16 protein-coding genes are annotated in these 15,634 nt (G+C 64.1%); 6 read left to right on the top strand and 10 right to left on the bottom strand.

Going from position 1 to position 15,634, the window contains the following annotated elements; translation table 11 throughout:
* Window positions 1–24: 24 nt before the first annotated feature.
* The 9 genes from QZ588_RS02785 to dsrA all read right to left on the bottom strand — a co-directional run bounded on the left by QZ588_RS02785 (window position 25) and on the right by dsrA (window position 8,897).
* Window positions 25–1,986 carry an NAD(P)-binding protein gene (locus tag QZ588_RS02785; protein WP_295539631.1) on the bottom strand — a complete coding sequence of 654 codons (1,962 nt, stop codon included), beginning with the start codon at window positions 1,984–1,986 and terminating at the stop codon, window positions 25–27.
* Between the two features lie 142 nt (window positions 1,987–2,128).
* On the bottom strand, window positions 2,129–3,664 hold the full coding sequence (dsrK, locus tag QZ588_RS02780) for a sulfate reduction electron transfer complex DsrMKJOP subunit DsrK (protein WP_295539628.1): 1,536 nt from the start codon (window positions 3,662–3,664) through the stop codon (window positions 2,129–2,131).
* 143 nt (window positions 3,665–3,807) lie between these two features.
* Window positions 3,808–4,542 (bottom strand): respiratory nitrate reductase subunit gamma, encoded by a 735-nt coding sequence (locus QZ588_RS02775; protein WP_295539626.1) that lies wholly within the window; start codon window positions 4,540–4,542, stop codon window positions 3,808–3,810.
* 232 nt (window positions 4,543–4,774) lie between these two features.
* Window positions 4,775–5,107, bottom strand: a complete 333-nt coding sequence (locus QZ588_RS02770; RefSeq protein WP_295539625.1) for a TusE/DsrC/DsvC family sulfur relay protein — start codon at window positions 5,105–5,107, stop codon at window positions 4,775–4,777.
* A 28-nt stretch (window positions 5,108–5,135) separates the two neighbouring features.
* Window positions 5,136–5,444, bottom strand: coding sequence for a sulfurtransferase complex subunit TusB (tusB, locus tag QZ588_RS02765; RefSeq protein WP_295539622.1), 309 nt, complete (start codon window positions 5,442–5,444; stop codon window positions 5,136–5,138).
* A 25-nt stretch (window positions 5,445–5,469) separates the two neighbouring features.
* Window positions 5,470–5,880: a sulfurtransferase complex subunit TusC gene (tusC, locus tag QZ588_RS02760; protein ID WP_295539619.1), complete on the bottom strand. Its 411-nt coding sequence runs from the start codon at window positions 5,878–5,880 to the stop codon at window positions 5,470–5,472.
* 18 nt (window positions 5,881–5,898) lie between these two features.
* Window positions 5,899–6,291 carry a sulfurtransferase complex subunit TusD gene (gene tusD, locus QZ588_RS02755; protein WP_295539616.1) on the bottom strand — a complete coding sequence of 131 codons (393 nt, stop codon included), beginning with the start codon at window positions 6,289–6,291 and terminating at the stop codon, window positions 5,899–5,901.
* Window positions 6,292–6,444: 153 nt separating this feature from the next.
* Entirely contained in the window at window positions 6,445–7,518 is a 1,074-nt protein-coding gene (dsrB, locus tag QZ588_RS02750) for a dissimilatory-type sulfite reductase subunit beta (RefSeq protein WP_295539614.1), read from the bottom strand.
* Window positions 7,519–7,640: 122 nt separating this feature from the next.
* Window positions 7,641–8,897, bottom strand: coding sequence for a dissimilatory-type sulfite reductase subunit alpha (gene dsrA, locus QZ588_RS02745; protein WP_295539613.1), 1,257 nt, complete (start codon window positions 8,895–8,897; stop codon window positions 7,641–7,643).
* Between the two features lie 712 nt (window positions 8,898–9,609).
* Between dsrA and QZ588_RS02740 the strand changes: the two genes are divergently transcribed.
* From QZ588_RS02740 to QZ588_RS02715, 6 genes are all read left to right on the top strand, one after another.
* Window positions 9,610–9,801 (top strand): sulfur relay protein DsrC, encoded by a 192-nt coding sequence (locus tag QZ588_RS02740; RefSeq protein WP_295539611.1) that lies wholly within the window; start codon window positions 9,610–9,612, stop codon window positions 9,799–9,801.
* 131 nt (window positions 9,802–9,932) lie between these two features.
* Complete coding sequence (locus QZ588_RS02735) at window positions 9,933–10,646, top strand: hypothetical protein (RefSeq protein ID WP_295539608.1); 714 nt, start codon at window positions 9,933–9,935, stop codon at window positions 10,644–10,646.
* A gap of 91 nt (window positions 10,647–10,737) precedes the next feature.
* A complete protein-coding gene (gene cas6, locus QZ588_RS02730; protein WP_295539607.1) occupies window positions 10,738–11,424 on the top strand; it encodes a type I-MYXAN CRISPR-associated protein Cas6/Cmx6 in 687 nt (228 codons plus the stop codon).
* 227 nt (window positions 11,425–11,651) lie between these two features.
* Window positions 11,652–11,990, top strand: a complete 339-nt coding sequence (locus QZ588_RS02725; RefSeq protein ID WP_295539604.1) for a TusE/DsrC/DsvC family sulfur relay protein — start codon at window positions 11,652–11,654, stop codon at window positions 11,988–11,990.
* A gap of 249 nt (window positions 11,991–12,239) precedes the next feature.
* On the top strand, window positions 12,240–13,541 hold the full coding sequence (locus QZ588_RS02720; protein WP_295539601.1) for a chloride channel protein: 1,302 nt from the start codon (window positions 12,240–12,242) through the stop codon (window positions 13,539–13,541).
* A 100-nt stretch (window positions 13,542–13,641) separates the two neighbouring features.
* Window positions 13,642–14,190, top strand: coding sequence for a Slp family lipoprotein (locus tag QZ588_RS02715; RefSeq protein WP_295539598.1), 549 nt, complete (start codon window positions 13,642–13,644; stop codon window positions 14,188–14,190).
* A 67-nt stretch (window positions 14,191–14,257) separates the two neighbouring features.
* Here QZ588_RS02715 and QZ588_RS02710 read toward each other — a convergent pair whose 3' ends face one another.
* The gene (locus tag QZ588_RS02710) at window positions 14,258–15,574 is read right to left on the bottom strand and encodes a homoserine dehydrogenase (RefSeq protein WP_295539596.1); all 1,317 of its coding nucleotides are present in this window, start codon (window positions 15,572–15,574) and stop codon (window positions 14,258–14,260) included.
* Between the last annotated feature and the right edge of the window lie 60 nt (window positions 15,575–15,634).

Here is a 15,634-nt window from a genome sequence, read left to right as displayed (position 1 = left end):
CGCGGGCCCGCCGTTGCTTCCCGGTTATTCACCGAGGCCCATCTTGATGTAGCCCGTCGGGCACACATCCGCACAGATGTGGCAGCCAATGCACTTGGCATAGTCGGTGTCCACATAGCGACCCGTGGTCCGCTGGTCCTTATTGACGCGGAATACCGCGTCTTGCGGACAGAAGATGACGCAGTTATCGCACTCGAAGCACATGCCACAGCTCATGCAACGCTTGGCCTCGGTCACCGCATCTTCTTCACTGTAGCCGATGACGCGCTCCTTGAAGTGACCGAGCACCTCTTCGGCACTCGGCACTTCTTCCCGACGCAGCACGCGAGGCGTGAAGGGGAAGTGGCCGAGATACAGCTCGTCATGCGGAATCACCTCAGCACTGGAGCGGTCCTCGTAGTTGTGGATGGCATAGCTGGCGTCAGAGGTGCCGCGCAGATCGCCGGATTCAGCAACACTGAACTCGCTCGGCGCGAGGTGGGCTTCTGTCATCTTCTCGAGCAGGTTGAAGTGGTGCACGTCCACCTTCGGCCGCTTCCGGTGCTCGGCCTGCTTCAGGTACTCGTCGATGGACTCGACGGCGATCCACGCCTGGCCGATGGCGGTGGTCAGCAGGTGCGGGCGGATGATGTCGCCGGCCACGAAATGCCCTGGACGATCGGGCACTTGGTAAAACTTGTCGGAGTTCATCAGGCCGCGGCCGTTGTCGAAGGCCTCCAGCCCGGCCATGTCGCCGCCTTGGCCGATGGCCGCCACCACCAGGTCGGCATCGATCACGCGCTCGGTGCCTGCCACCGGCGTCGGCCGGCCATCCTTCATCTCGCAGTCGGCGACCTTGAGACCAATGGCGCGACCGGCGTCGTTCTTCAGCACCTCCACCGGCATGACGCCGTCGAGGATGGTCACGCCTTCGTGCAGGGCGTCGTGCACTTCGTGCTCGGCCGCCGTCATCTTCTCGCGCGTGAACAGCGAGGTCAGCGTCACCGCCGCACCTTCAGCGGCGGCGGTCATGGCGGCATCGTGGGCGACATAGCCGTCGTGGATGACCGTTTCCGGCAGCTCGCGCTTACCGGATTTGGTGATGTGGCCGAGGCGACGCGCCACCGATACCACGTCGATGGAAGTGTCACCGCCACCGACACACACCACCTTGTCGGCGGTCACCTTCATGCGGCCCTCGTTGAAGGCCTTGAGGAAGGCGACGCCCGAAACGCAATTGGGCGTGCCCTCCCAGCCCGGCACCGGCAGTCCACGACCGGACTGGCAACCGATGGCCCAGAGCACGGCGTCGTAGTTCTGCTCCAGTTCCTCCACCGTGATATCGACACCGACACGGCTGTTGAGCTTGACCTCGATCTTGCCCATATCGAGGATACGGTTGATCTCCGCATCCAAGGCGTCGCGGGGCACCCGGTAGCCGGGAATCCCGTAGCGGAACATGCCGCCGAGATCGCCGTTGGCCTCGAAGATGGTGGCCGCGTGGCCTTTGCGCCTGAGCTGGTAGGCGGCCGCCAGACCGGCCGGGCCACCACCGATGATGGCGATGTTCTTCCCCGTGTCATGTTCGGCGGGGTGGAACTTGTAGCCCTGGGCGGTGGCGTTATCGCCGATGAACTGCTCGACGGCGTTGATGCCGACGTAATCCTCGACCTCGTTGCGATTACAGCCGTCCTGGCAGGGCGCCGGACAGACGCGACCCATCATGGACGGGAATGGATTCGCCTCGGTGGAGCGGCGGAAGGCGTACTCCTGCCAGGTCATCCCCTCGGGCGGCTGCTCCAGCCCGCGCACGATCTGCAGCCAGCCGCGAATGTCCTCACCGGATGGGCAACTGCCCTGGCAGGGCGGTGTCTTGTGCACATAGGTCGGGCATTTGTGCGAAGTATCCTGAACAAAGATCTTCTCGGTGAGGTCGTCCCAGACATCGTCGCCGTCTTCGAACCGACGCCAGGAAAGTTTGCTCATTTCATCGCTGGAAGTTGCCATGGGTAACGCTCCTTACGCTGCAAGCTGTCACGCTCGCTTATCGATGAGGTCTGGTCGACACCGCGTCGGCCGAAACCGTTTATTTGCGACGACTCGCTCTAGGTGATGACGATGAGCCGCGTGCGGGTGCAACGGGTCACCCTTACGCGGCTTCGTCGGCCGCCTCCACCTCGTCTTCGTCGGTGGTCTGCCCCGTCAGGATCAGGGCGTTGGACACGAGCTGGTGCACGCTCACGATCTGGTCCATGTCCATGCCGTAATACGGCAGCACCTTGGTGAACTGACTCTTGCAGATGGCGCAGATGGCGGCCATGTGCGTCACGCCTTTCTCCTGGATGACATTGTTCAGCGCCTCAACGCGCGGTTGCGCGCCCTTCACACGAATTTCCATCAGGTCATCCGTCAACAGGCCACCGCCACCGCCGCAGCAGAACGTACGGTCGCGAATGGTATCTTCGTCCATGTCGTAGAAGTTATTGCAGGTGGCCCGGATGATGGCCCGCGGAATGTCGAACTGCCCACCCGGGCGATCGCCCATTCGCGATGCCCGGGACACATTGCACGAATCATGGTAAGTCAGCACCATGTCGTCGTTTTGGCTCTTGTCGAAACTGAGCCTGCCCTGCTGGATGAGGTCGTACGTGAACTCACAGATGTGCTGCGGTATCGGATAGCGCTGGTCCAGGAAATCCCATGGGCCAGCGAGGGTGTTGAGGAAGCTGTAGGCAACGCGCCAGGCATGGCCGCATTCGCCGAAGACGATGCGCTTCACACCCAGCTTGATGGCGGCCTCCCTGATACGCAGGGCCACGCGACGCATGTTCTCGTACGAGCCGATGAACATGCCGAAATTGGCCGCCTCGGAGGCGTGGCTGCTGAGGGTCCAGGACACACCGGCCTCGTGGAACACCTTGCCGTAGCCGATCAGGCCGTCGACGTGGGGCTCTGCGAAGAAATCCGCCGATGGGGTGATCAGCAGCACCTCGGCGCCTTCCTGATCCAATGGGTATTTCACCTCGACGCCGGTATCGTCGAAGACATCCTCTTCCAGCCCCTCGAGCGTATCGGCCAACGCGGGCCCCGGCAGTCCAAGGTTATTACCGATCTTGTAGACCTTGCCGATGATTTCGTTACAGTACTTTTGCCCCACCCCGATGTGATCCATGATCTCACGGGCGGCCATCGAGATCTCGGCGGTGTCGATGCCGTAGGGACAGAACACCGAGCAACGCCGGCACTGCGAGCACTGGTGGAAGTAGCTATACCAGTCCTGCAGCACCTCTTCCGTGAAGTCTTCGGCGCCGACGAGCTTGGGAAAGTACTTGCCTGCGAGCGTGAAGTAGCGCCGGTAGACCTTACGCATCAGGTCTTGGCGTCCCACCGGCATGTTCTTCGGATCGTGCGTGCCAAGGTAGTAGTGGCATTTGTCCGTACAGGAGCCACACTTGACGCAGGAATCCAGATAGACCCGCAGCGAGCGATAGCGCCCGAGCAGATCACCCATCTTGTCGATGGCCTTCTCCTGCCAGTCATCCACCAAGGCGCCGGGGAAGCCGAGCGGTGCCTGAAATTGCTCTTTCGCCTTGAATGGCGACGAATGCGCCATGATGCCCGGCTCGATTTCCGGTATCTCCGGGTATTGTTTCAGGACGGGAACGTCGAAATCGGCCTTGGCCATGTGTCAATGTCTCCGAAAGCGAGGTCTGGCGCCCGTGCATCCGGTGTATGGACGCGATGCGTTGCGATGGAGGCTTCAGGAGCCGCGGTTACTTGCTTGCGACGGGGCGACGGTGCCCGGCCGTAGTTTCGGCCCGTGCCCGGCTATTGCTGCTGCTCCAGCCGGCGCGCCCAACCGGCGACGTGCCGGCGCTCGCGGGGGTTGTCGACCTGGTTACGCGATGGGCTGAAAAACAGGCCCGGCATGTGCAGCAGCTTGCTGTAAGGGAAGACGATCATCAGCCCGGCAACCAGAAGCAGGTGGAGCAACAACAACGGGTCTGCCGGCAGCAGCATCACTTGTCCCGCATAGAGCCCCTGGAAGAATTCCTTCACCCGGATAACATCGGTATGGGTGAGAAAGCGCATCGCCAGCCCGGACAGCCCGATGGACACCAGCAGCGCCAGAATCAGGTGATCCGACAAGGACGTGATGTAGCGTACGCGATCGACCAGGAACCGGCGCGCCCACAGACCAGCGAGGCCGATGACCATGGCGATACCGCCATAGATGCCGAAGGGCTGAATGAACTGGATCGGCGCCCAGACCGGATCGATAAAGTAGCGCAGATGTCGCAAGGTGACGAGGAACAAGCCGAAGTGGAAGATCCAGCCGAAGATCCAGATCCATTTGTTCCCTCGAAACAGGCTCTCGAAGAACACCACCTCGCGCGTCAGCCGAAAGACGACTCCGGTGCGGGTCGTGGGCGCAGGCGTCGTCGGAATCTTCAAGGGCGCGGGGGTACGCGCATACTGCACCACCTTGGTCGCCAGCCCGGCCACCAGGACGAACGCCGCAAAATAGAAGAGGTAGGCGTAGACGGTGGAAACGAAGGACATGACGACAGTGCCTCGATGGTGTGCTCGTGGTTCCCGGTCAGCCTGTTCGGCGACGGTCATCCCCGCCATGCGATGATGGTGGGTTGTACTGTTTGGGTATGGACGACGCCGGGGACATCCGGGTCATTAGCGGGCCATTAGCAGCTCCGGGATCGGGTCTGAGTCAGGCCCAGGATCAGATCCGAGCGCCGGCGGGTGTTGACGCCGCCGGCGCGGACCCGACGCGGGATGATCAGACGCAGCCGGTCGGCTTCGGCAGGCCGGCGTAGCGGCAGGCCTGCTTCGCCGGGCCGTAGGGGAACAGGCCGTAGAGATACTTGCTGTTGCCCTTGTCCTTGCCAAACTTCTTACCAACAGCTTTGGTCAGAACGCGAACGGCCGGTGCGATCTGGTACTCTTCGTAGTACTCGCGCAGGTAGTTGATGATGTCCCAGTGCTCGTCGCTGAGCTCGAGATCATCTTCTTTGGCCATCACCTCGGCGACGCCGGGCTCCCAGTCGTTGATGTTGGCGAGGTAGCCTTCTTCGTCGGTGTCGAAGGACTTGCCATTGACTTCGATAGGCATATCAATGCTCCTGTATCGGTTGGTGAAATTACAGCCAGGCCTGGACCTTGTCGTTCTCCGCGGCCAAATCCACGAAGCCCGCATAGTCCACGACGGTGATGCCCTGGATGACGCGGTCTTCGGCAAGACCGCGCGCCATCAGATCCGGCCCCAGCACGAACAGCTTGACCGAATCCAGCGCCTGTTTCATCCGCTGCTCGACGGCCGTGCCGGTGGTGGCCGCGTAGACGCCGTCCTCGAGCAACAGCACGTTGGCCCCGGTGCCGGCATGGGCGAGGCAGGCGTCCAGGGAGGACTTCTCGAAAGGCGACTTGTTGACGGTGTGAAGCGTGCTCATCGTTGTCCTCGCTCGGTCGCGGTCATCAGAAGCTGAAGACGACGTCGGCGTCGTCCATGATGGCGGTCATCTCCTCGCGCGAGACGAGCTTGATGGAGTCCTTCTCGGCGTAGTCGTCGTCTTCGTCTTCCCAGACGAGGTGCTGGAGATCGTCCAGGCTCAGGCCCCGTTCCTCCAGCGACTCTCTCTCCACAAAGATCTTCTTGACCTCATAGTCACCCAGCGCCGCGTAGGTGGGAGAAAAATTCTTCATGCCGATGCCGGCGGTATCCTGTCCCTTGGTCAGTTGGTAGACGCCGTCGTCCACGAACGCAAGGCTCACGTCCTGATCGAAGGCGGCGCCGATGAGCACGACTTCGAGCGATTCCCAAGCGTAGATGGTCCCATAGGGCGCCTTACGGTTGAGATAGAGAAATTGCTTGATGGTTTCCGACATGTCGTCCCCCAAGAAGGCTCAGTCGCCGAAGACGACCAGACGATCCGATTGAATGGCCGCTTCGACCAACTGGCCGAGACCCGAGATGCGAAAGCGTGGATGGATATTGGTCGCGTCCTTGCCGTTGCGCTGCATTTCGCCTTCATCGACCATGCCGCGGCGCTGTGCAGCGGCGACGCAAACGACCATGTCGAGGTCGTGCTGCTCGGCGAGGGCGGCCCAGCGATCGACGACGTTACGATCGTCCTGCGGCGGCGTCGTCAGGCGGGAGGCATTGTTGACGCCGTCGTGGTAGAAGAACACGCGGAAAATCTCATGCCCCTTCTCCAAGGCCGCCTTGGTGAAGAAGTAGGCCGAATCGGACGCCTGGTGCTGATACGGTCCTTCGTTGATCTGGATAGCGAATTTCATGAAGACCTCAGGCTGTAACATCGGGGACTGCCGGGGTGCTCGGCCATCGGCGCAGGCGCCGGCCGAATCCTGCCCGGCGGACGACGGGCCTGCCCCGGTCAGGTTCCGGGGCGGACCGACGGCCGCATCCGGCGCCGGTAACGACGGCCCCGATCAGAAGCGGATGTAGGAGGAGCTGTTGAAGCTCGCCCGCGCGCCGCGCCAGGTATCGATGTGATACTTGGTGAAGGGTAGCTCTACCTCTTCGAAGAAACGCGGCCAGCCGATGCGCTCGATCCACTCGTTGATCCGCTCCCAGTCCCGGGCGCCTTCCTTGTAGGCCTTGAGGATGCGCTTGACGATGGCGGTTGCCTCGGGCCAGCGCGGCGGATTGTTGGGGATGCCGGCGGCGACGAGCTTCTGGAACGTCGGCTTGCCACGGGCGTTGGAATGGTTTCCGCCAACCCAGATGGCGAGCTTGGTGTGCTCGGCGTCGTTGATCTGCATGGGCGGGCACGGCGGATAGCAGGCACCGCAGCAGATGCACTTGCGCTCATCCACCTCCAGTGAGGGCTTGCCATTGACCATGGCCGGGCGAATGGCCGCCACCGGGCAGCGCGCGACGACCGACGGACGCTCGCAGACGTTCGCGACCAGGTCGTGGTTGATCTTCGGCGGCTTGGTGTGCTGGACATTGATGGCGATATCACCTTGGCCGCCGCAGTTGATCTGGCAGCAGCTGGTGGTGATGTGCACGCGGTTGGGCATGTTGGCGTTACGGAACTCGTCGATGAGCTCGTCCATCATCGCCTTGACCACGCCCGAGGCATCGGTGCCGGGGATGTCGCAGTGCAGCCAGCCCTGGGTGTGGGAGATCATGGTGACCGAGTTCTGGGTGCCGCCGACGATGAATCCGGCGTCTTCCAGGGTGTCGATCAGGGGCTGAACACGCGACTCTTCCGTCACCATGTACTCGATGTTGGAGCGCAGGGTGAAGTGCACATAGCCGTCGGCGAACTGATCACCGATGTCGCAGAGCTTACGCAGCGTGAAGACGTCCAGGATGCGTTGCGTACCGGCCTTGACGGTCCAGACCTCGTCACCGCTGTAGGCGACGTGGCGCAGCACGCCGGGGCGTGGATGGTCATGCCACTTCCACTGGCCGAAGTTCTTACGCATCACCGGATGCATGTACTGCCACGGATCCGGGCAGCCGGATTCGATGGGCTCGCGCATGTCTTTGGCCATCGATGGTCCTCCAGTCAATCAGAAAAGCGTTAGGTACTGATGAATTCCGGCGCGGAAGATCGGCATGCGACACCTGCTGCTGCGAGCATGGCGCCGCACACCGCTCCCGACGCGAGCCTGCGTTAGCCGGCCGCCTTTTCGGCCTGCTTCTCGAACCATTCCTCGGCCGCCTCGTCCCAGCCGTCCATCCGGACATAGGAGGACTGGCGTGGGTGGGCCAGCATGTTCGGGTCGGCGTCGACTCCGATGCCGTCGAGGAAGTTGGCGAGGCCGATGCGCTCGATCATTTCACCGCAGCGCTCGTGCTCGAGGCCATTCTCCGCCCAGAAGTCGATGATGTTCTCGGCGAGCTCGACCATCTCCTCGTAGTCTTCTTCGGTCTCGAGCTTTTTGAAGGGGACGATGACGGTGCCCATCAGATCGCCGATCTTCAGCGTGCGCTTGCCGCCGATGAGGATGGTCACACCCTTGTCGTCGCCGGGATGCAGCGCCTTGGGCATCACGTTGAGGCAGTGCATGCAGCGCACGCAGTCGCGGTTGTTGACGTTGAGGGTGTCGTCGTCGTTCAGCGACAGCGCCTGGGTCGGACAGCGGGTGATGACATTGTCGATGATGTACTGGCGGCCTTTCGCCTTGACGTAGGCCTTCACCTCGTCCTGATCGACCTTCATGTCGTCACGCCAGGTGCCGAGCACGGCGAAGTCGGAGCGCTCGATGGCGTTCTGGCAGTCGTTGGCGCAGCCAGAGACCTTGAACTTGAACTTGTACGGCAGCGCCGGGCGGTGCACGTCATCGGTGAAGTTGTTCACCAGCATGCGGTGCGCTTTCAGCTCGTTGGTGCAGGACATCTCGCAGCGGGCCGCGCCGACGCATGACATGGCGGTGCGCACACAGGGACCGGCGCCGCCGAGATCCCAGCCGTAATCGTTGATCTCGTCGAAGAAATGCTGCGTCGCCTGGGTGTCGGCGCCGATGAACATGATGTTACCGGTCTGGCCATGGAAGGTCACCAGGCCCGAGCCGTGCTTCTCCCAGCTGTCGGCCAGCTGGCGCAGCATGCCGGTCGTGTAGTGGTTGCCCGCCGGCGGCTGCACGCGCAGCGTGTGAAATTCTTTGGATTTGGGGAAGGCCTTTCCGACCTCGGAGAAGCGCGGGATGATGCCGCCACCATAACCGTAGACGGAGACCGTGCCGCCCTTCCAGTAGCCTTTGCGTGTCTCGTAGGAGTGCTCCAGCTGACCGAGCAGGTCGTTGGTCACCGCGTTGATGCGGCTGTCGCCGTGCTCGTCACGCAGGCGCTTGATGCCGGAGATGAAGCTCGGCCAGGGGCCGTCCTCCAGCTGATCGAGCATCGGAGTCTGGTGCTTGTCGATCGCCATGTCGCTGAATCTCCCGTTATGGTCGGATCAAACTGATCAGGTCACGCTCATCAGAGCAATTGGGTCCGCCGTCTGACCGCGCAGGCTGCGGGCGGCTGGACGCGTGTGGGGATGTCGCTGCGGCCGCAGCCTGCTACCGGCCCCCGCGGCGCCGTGAGCGGGGGCGCGCTTGGGCTTTGCCGGGTGGGCCACACCTGCTGCGGCACTATAGCGGGGCAAGTCGCCCACAAACACTCCACATTTGGGGTGGGGGCATGCCCCAGGCTTATCCCTTTGGGGATAGTTGACTGAACCGCTTTTCCTGTTGCCACACAAGGTCATACGTCCGCATGGACCCGGTGACCCAAAAGGCCGCTGAGTCTAGCCGCCCCCATGGAGAATGTCAATGCAGGCTAATATAAATACCCACTGATACGGCTGAGCGCCAAGGAGGGCTTGACCGTGGCGCGCGTTGCATTCGGACCCCGCCGTCAGCACATACCCCGTCATCGCCGTCGCCACGACAAACGCCGTCGGCGGAAGTTCCGCGCTCGCGGAAGGTCGGGAGGCGGATCGGCAGAAACCCGCGCATTCGATGCCCCGAAAGCGCCGGAGGCCAGAGTGCAGGCGCCACGCGGTGGCGACGCACCGGCACGCCGGGCGTGCTGCGCAACGCCTACCAGTCTGCATAGCGAACGGTCAGCAGATCAATTCAGCCCACGGCAGTACAGGCATGTTGAAACTCAGCGAGATTCTCGTCTCCCGCAAAGACATCGAAAGCTTCGCCACGCTCCAGGACGCAGTGCAGGACGCGGCCCGCACTGGTGAGCGCTTCTTCCGGATGGATGTCAAGCCGCCATACCCCGACACCCCGGAGGACTGGGAAGACCGGCTGGAGGCTGCATTCAGCGGCCTGGTGCGGTGACGCCCCGCCGGTGCTCGTGGCGGGGACGCACACCGCGCTGCGTGCGGTGCCTCCACCAGCGCTCAGCACCGGATCTCAGCAAACGATTCCAGCGCAACGCGCTCGCAGGCGAATCCTAGCAGGCAGACTTCATGAAGGCTTACGACATCACTTCCCGCTTGACCGACACTGCGGCGGACTCCGTCGGCCACCAGGGTGCCGAGGAGGCCGCCCTGGAGTCGCACCTGCTCGCACTGCAAGAAGACTACGAAACGCTGCAGCGTGTCGGCGCCGACCAGCGGCGACTGGCGGACGCCAAGCTGAAGATGGCCCGCACCCTGGTGGGGCTCGGTCGCGGCGCTCAGGCCTGGCCACTCGCGCGCGAGGCCTTCGATGTCTTCATGACCGAAGAACAGTTCGAGCCCGCCGCCGACTGCTGCGAGGTGCTGTTCCGTGCCGAGCAGCCGCAATCCATTGCAGCCCTCGGCCAGGGCATCTGGCTCGCCGTCACCTACCCCATCGATGTCGAGCTCGCCGTGGAGCTGCTGAATCATGTGGTGGACGAGACGCCCGACGATGCCGACGGCGCCGCCGTCGCCGCCACCACGGCGCTGTTTCTCGCCGATGTGCGCGCTGAGGGTACCCAACGCGAGAACCTGGTGTTCTTCGCCTCGCAGATCCTCTCCAGTGTCGCGCGTCGCCACGGCGACGTCGACAGCCAAGAGGCCTTCGACCTCTGGCGCGATCGTCTGGAACTGCGTGAGCCCGAAAAGTTTTTGGTGCGCTTGCGCAATGTCGTCGATGTCCTCGTACAGGACGCGTGGTGGTTCGATCGCGAGGCGTTACAGGCCAAGTTACCCAACTAAACGCCCCCTCTCAGCGACCCGAAATGGCGCGCGCCCCCGCGCCGCTGCGTCTGACGAGCGGGCCGAAGTCCAGCGACTTTCCCAGCGAATCATGTTCTGGCAGGACGAAGAAGATACCCTGACAATCACCGTCCCCGACGACGTCGTGGATGTGTTGTTTACCCTACACTGCCGATCCATTCCCGTGGACCATGCCTATAATTTAGGCCAGGCCGTGAACGCCGCGGTGCCTTGGCTCGCCGACAGCGGCGCAGGCATCCACACCATTCATGTTGCGGGCTCCCAGAACGGCTGGGAGCGACCGAGCCATGGTGTCGATCAGCATCTGCTACTGTCGCGGCGCACCAAGCTCAGTATTCGCGTGCCTGAGGCGCGGGTCGCAGCGCTGCAGACCGCGCTCGAGGGCAAGACCCTCGACATCGGCGGTGCCGCCCTGAGTATCGGCAGCGGCAAGCCAAGAGCGCTGAGCAAGGCGGCGACGCTCTTCGCGCGCTACGTGGCGAGCCCCGCCGACTTGGACGAGGAAGCCTTCCTGCGCTGGGCGGCGGCGTCGCTACGCGAACGACTCGATATCCACGTGCGCAAGGCGCTGTGCGGTAAACAAACCCCGCTGGACACGCCACAAGGCCCCCTGATCACACGCAGCCTCATGCTGGCCGATCTGAAGCCCGATGCATCACTGCGACTGCAGCAGCAAGGGCTCGGCCCACACCGGCTCATGGGCTGTGGACTCTTTATCCCGCACAAAGGCATCGACGCCGTGCACAAGCCCGCGTAGCGCGTGTGGCGCCGACCCCGTGACCGCCAACAGCGGTCAAGTGGATGACTTGTCCTCGAAACCTTACTAATATTAGCAAGTCGTGATGGGGTGCCGCCATGGCCACCCGCTGCGCTCGATGACAGTGCCCGTGCATGGCGTCGAGTGCGCCGCAACAACCCGAGAAAAACACGCTGGCCCACGACGGTTCCGGCCCGGGCCGGCAACGACGAGAGGAGCTTGACCCCATGTCGATCGAAGTTAACGGTAAAAGTATCGAGACCACAGAATCCGGTTATCTCACGGACCACACCGCCTGGGACGAGGACGTGGCCAAAGCCCTGGCGGATGCCGAAGGCATCGAGCTCACGGAAAAGCACTGGGACGTCATCAACTACCTGCGCGATGAGTACATCAACAACAATCAGAATCAACCCATGGAGCGCCAACTGCTGAAAGACCTGGGCAAGATCTGGGGTAGTAAGCCTTCCAGCAAAGATGTCTATAAGCTGTTCCCGCTGGCCCCCACCAAGCAGGGCACCAAAATCGCCGGCCTGCCCGAGGTGCACCGCAAAGGCGGCTACTGAGCCAGGTCAAGGGTGTGCCCCACTGGCGAGCCCCACTGGCGAGCCCCACTGGCGAGCCCCAGTAGCGTGCCCCGGTAGCGAGCCCAATGGAGCCGGCCCTGCGCCGGCTTTTTTGCAGCCGCAGCACCTGCGCTGAGCCCCTTCGTCGGGCTTGTATTCTGCGCAGCCGCCCTGAATCCTCGTGCGCACACCCGAGACCGGGCTTTTATCTCCGCTGTCCAACCGAACCCAGTCGGCGATTGTCTGTTCGTGAAATTCCGTCGCTCACGCTATATTCGCCGCGTCCTGCTCTCCCGGCGCGCCTGGCGCGTGCGCCTCGCGTTTCTGCTGGGTGCGGTGCTGGTGGGCCTGGTCTCCTCCGCCTTCGGCGTGCTGAGCGAGCAAGCCAACCGCCTGTTCTTCCGCATCGCCGACGCCGAGCCCTGGGCGCCGCTGCTGCTCACGCCCTTCGGACTGGCCCTGGTGGCCTGGCTCGCGCGCCGGTTCTTCCCCGGCAGTGAGGGCAGCGGCATCAATCAAGTGGTCGCGGCACTGGAACTGCGCACCAAGACCAAGTTCCTGACCCTCAGGCTCGCCGCCGGCAAGATCCTGCTGACGCTGCTGGGACAAAGCTGCGGGGCATCCATCGGACGCGAGGGGCCGACGGTGCACGTCGCCGCCGCCATCATGTATTCCATGCGCCGCGTCGCCCGCTTCCCGGCGGATTACATGGCGCGCGGTATGCTGCTGGCGGGCGGCGCGGCCGGCATCTCCGCCGCCTTCAACACGCCACTGGCGGGGGTGGTGTTCGCGTTCGAAGAAATGTTGCGTGGCTTCACGCCCAGGCTGGCCGGGCTGGTCATTCTGACGGTGTTGCTGTCGGCCTTGGTGTCCATGCTGTTCATGGACCAACGCTACTACTTTGGCACCGTGTCAGCCGGCCGCCCCGACGCCTTGGGCGACTGGCTGGCGGTGCTGCTGTGTGGCGTGGTCGCGGGATTGGCTGGCGGCCTGTTCGCGTTTCTTATTCTGCGCATCTCCGGCGCCATCGCGCCGCTGGTCGCAGGCCACGGCGTCGCCGTCGCCTTCGTCTGCGGTGCGGTGCTGGTCCTGATGGGTGTGCTCACCGACTATCGGGTCATGGGCTCCGGCTACGACATCGCCAAGGCCCTGGTTATAGAGGCGCAGGCCCCAGACCCGCTCTATCCGATCTATAAGTTCGTGGCCTCGCTCGCGTCCTACCTCAGCGGCATTCCCGGCGGCATCTTCGCACCGGCACTCTCCACCGGCGGCGGCATCGGCGCCGATCTGTATCGCCTGCTGCCCGTCGCATCGCTGGAGCTGATGGTATTGTTGGGCATGGTGGCCTATTTCGCCGGGGCCGTGAAATCTCCCCTCACCGGCTTCGTCATCGTTATGGAAATGACCGACGATCAATACACCTTACTGGCGCTGATGGGGGCCGCCATGGTGGGCTATGGGGCATCGTTCCTGCTCAGCCCGCAACCCCTCTACCACGCATTGGCGCAGCGACTGGTGGCGCAGCAGCCGCCCGCCGCGCGGCGTGACTGAACCGCGCAGCGTCATGCCACGGCCGGATCAACAACAGGTGAGGGCCTCTGCCCGGGCGTGGGCGAAGCTGCGGTGGGGGCCGGGCCGCCGCATGGCCTGCATGCTCTTGGGCGCGCTGGTGCTGCAGCTCACGGCCTGCGCGGCACGCATGCCAGCGGCTATTCGGCAACCGGAGCCGGCACCGCTGACGCCACTGCAGGCGCGCACGGAGCCGGCCCAACACCTGGGATCGACGGTGCGCTGGGGCGGCCGTATCCTGGAGGTCGACAACGCGCCCGACGCCACGGACATCACCATGCTGGCCAGGCCCCTGGATGGCGCCGCCAAGCCACAAACCGCTACCGTCGCAGCGGGCATCGACGCCGGGCGCTTCATCGCCCGCTTCGTGGGCTTCCTGGACCCCGCGCAGTATTCCGAGGGACGAACGCTTACAGTGACCGGCACACTCGTCGCGGTGGAAACGCGGGACATCGGCGCCTATCCGTACCGTTACCCCGTGGTGCACGTGTTGGGCTGGCATCTTTGGCCCATGCCTGAGCCGCAGCCGGTGCTTGCGGACCCCTGGGGCTGGGGCCCTTGGTACGGTTGGGGGCACGGACCCTGGTACCGGCCGGGTCCACCCGCCGGACCCTGGTATCACCGCTGGTGATGGCCACGAGGTCGCGGTGGTCGCCGCCGGCGCGTGGCAGCCGACGGCGGTGTCCCGTTCGCCCGGCTCAGCCGGCGAGCGTCTCCATGCGGATGCGTACCGTCTCGCCCTGGACGGCGCCAGAGGCCTCGATGCGCGCGAGCGCACGGTTCATGCACGACTCCCGCACCCGGTGGGTCAGCATGATGAGCGGCACATGGGTCTCCCCGGGGGCCGGCTCCTTCTGCTGGATGGCCTCGATGCTGATGCCCTCTTCGCCGAGGATGCCGGCGATGCCCGCCATCACCCCGGGGCGGTCGAGCGCCGTGAGCCGCAGGTAGTAGGCCGTCTCCACGTTCTCTATGGCGAGCACCGGCGTGTCGACGAGCTCGGTGGGCTGGAAAGCCAGGTGCGGCACCCGGTTGGTGGGATCGGTGGTGAGCACCCGCGCCACATCCACCACATCGGCCACCACGGCGGACGCCGTCGGCAGGGCACCGGCGCCGGCACCGTAGTAGAGGGTCGGCCCCACCGCGTCGCCCTTCACCAGCACGGCATTCATGACGCCGTCCACATTGGCAATGAGCCGCCGATGGGGGATCAGGGTCGGATGCACCCGCAGCTCGATGCCGTCCGCGGCGCGCCGGGCGATCCCCAGATGCTTGATGCGATAGCCCAGCGCGCCGGCGTAGGCCACATCCTGGGCCTGAATGGCGCCGATGCCCTCGGTGAAGGTCTTGTCGAACTGCAGTGGGATGCCGAAGGCGAGGGAGCCCAGGATGGTCAGCTTGTGGGCCGCGTCGATGCCTTCGACGTCGAACGTGGGATCGGCCTCCGCGTAGCCCAGCGCCTGCGCTTCGGCGAGCACGTCCGCGAAGTCGCGGCCGCGATCGCGCATTTCGGTGAGGATGAAATTGCCGGTGCCATTGATGATGCCGGCGATCCACTCGATGTGGTTACCCGCGAGCCCCTCACGCAGGGCCTTGATGATGGGAATGCCCCCGGCCACCGCGGCCTCGAAGGCGACGGTGACGCCGCGCGCCTGGGCGGCGGCGAAGATCTCGTTGCCGTGCAGGGCGATGAGCGCCTTGTTGGCGGTGACCACGTGCTTGCCGTTGGCGATGGCCCGCAGCACCAGCTCGCGGGCGGGGGAATAGCCGCCGATGAGCTCCACGACGATATCCACGTCCGGGTCGTCGACCACCGCAAAGGCGTCCTCGCCGATGCGCGCGATCTCGCCCAGGCCCTCGATGCGCTCGGCGTCGTAGCTGCGCGCTGCGGCATGGGTGATACGGATGCCGCGGCCGGCGCGGCGGGCGATCTCAACGGCGTTGCGGGTGAGCACCGTGACAGTGCCCCCGCCAACGGTGCCGAGCCCCAGGAGTCCGATATTCACGGGTTCCATGGTTTATCCTCAGTGTCGTTCGTGTATCCGCAGCGGGCGCCCGGGCGGTGACCGCAGCCC

Origin of the sequence: uncultured Thiohalocapsa sp. (assembly GCF_913062725.1) — a bacterium.
GTDB lineage: Bacteria > Pseudomonadota > Gammaproteobacteria > Chromatiales > Chromatiaceae > Thiohalocapsa.
Note: the sequence above shows the minus strand (reverse complement) of the source record. Positions and strands in the feature narration are given on the sequence as shown.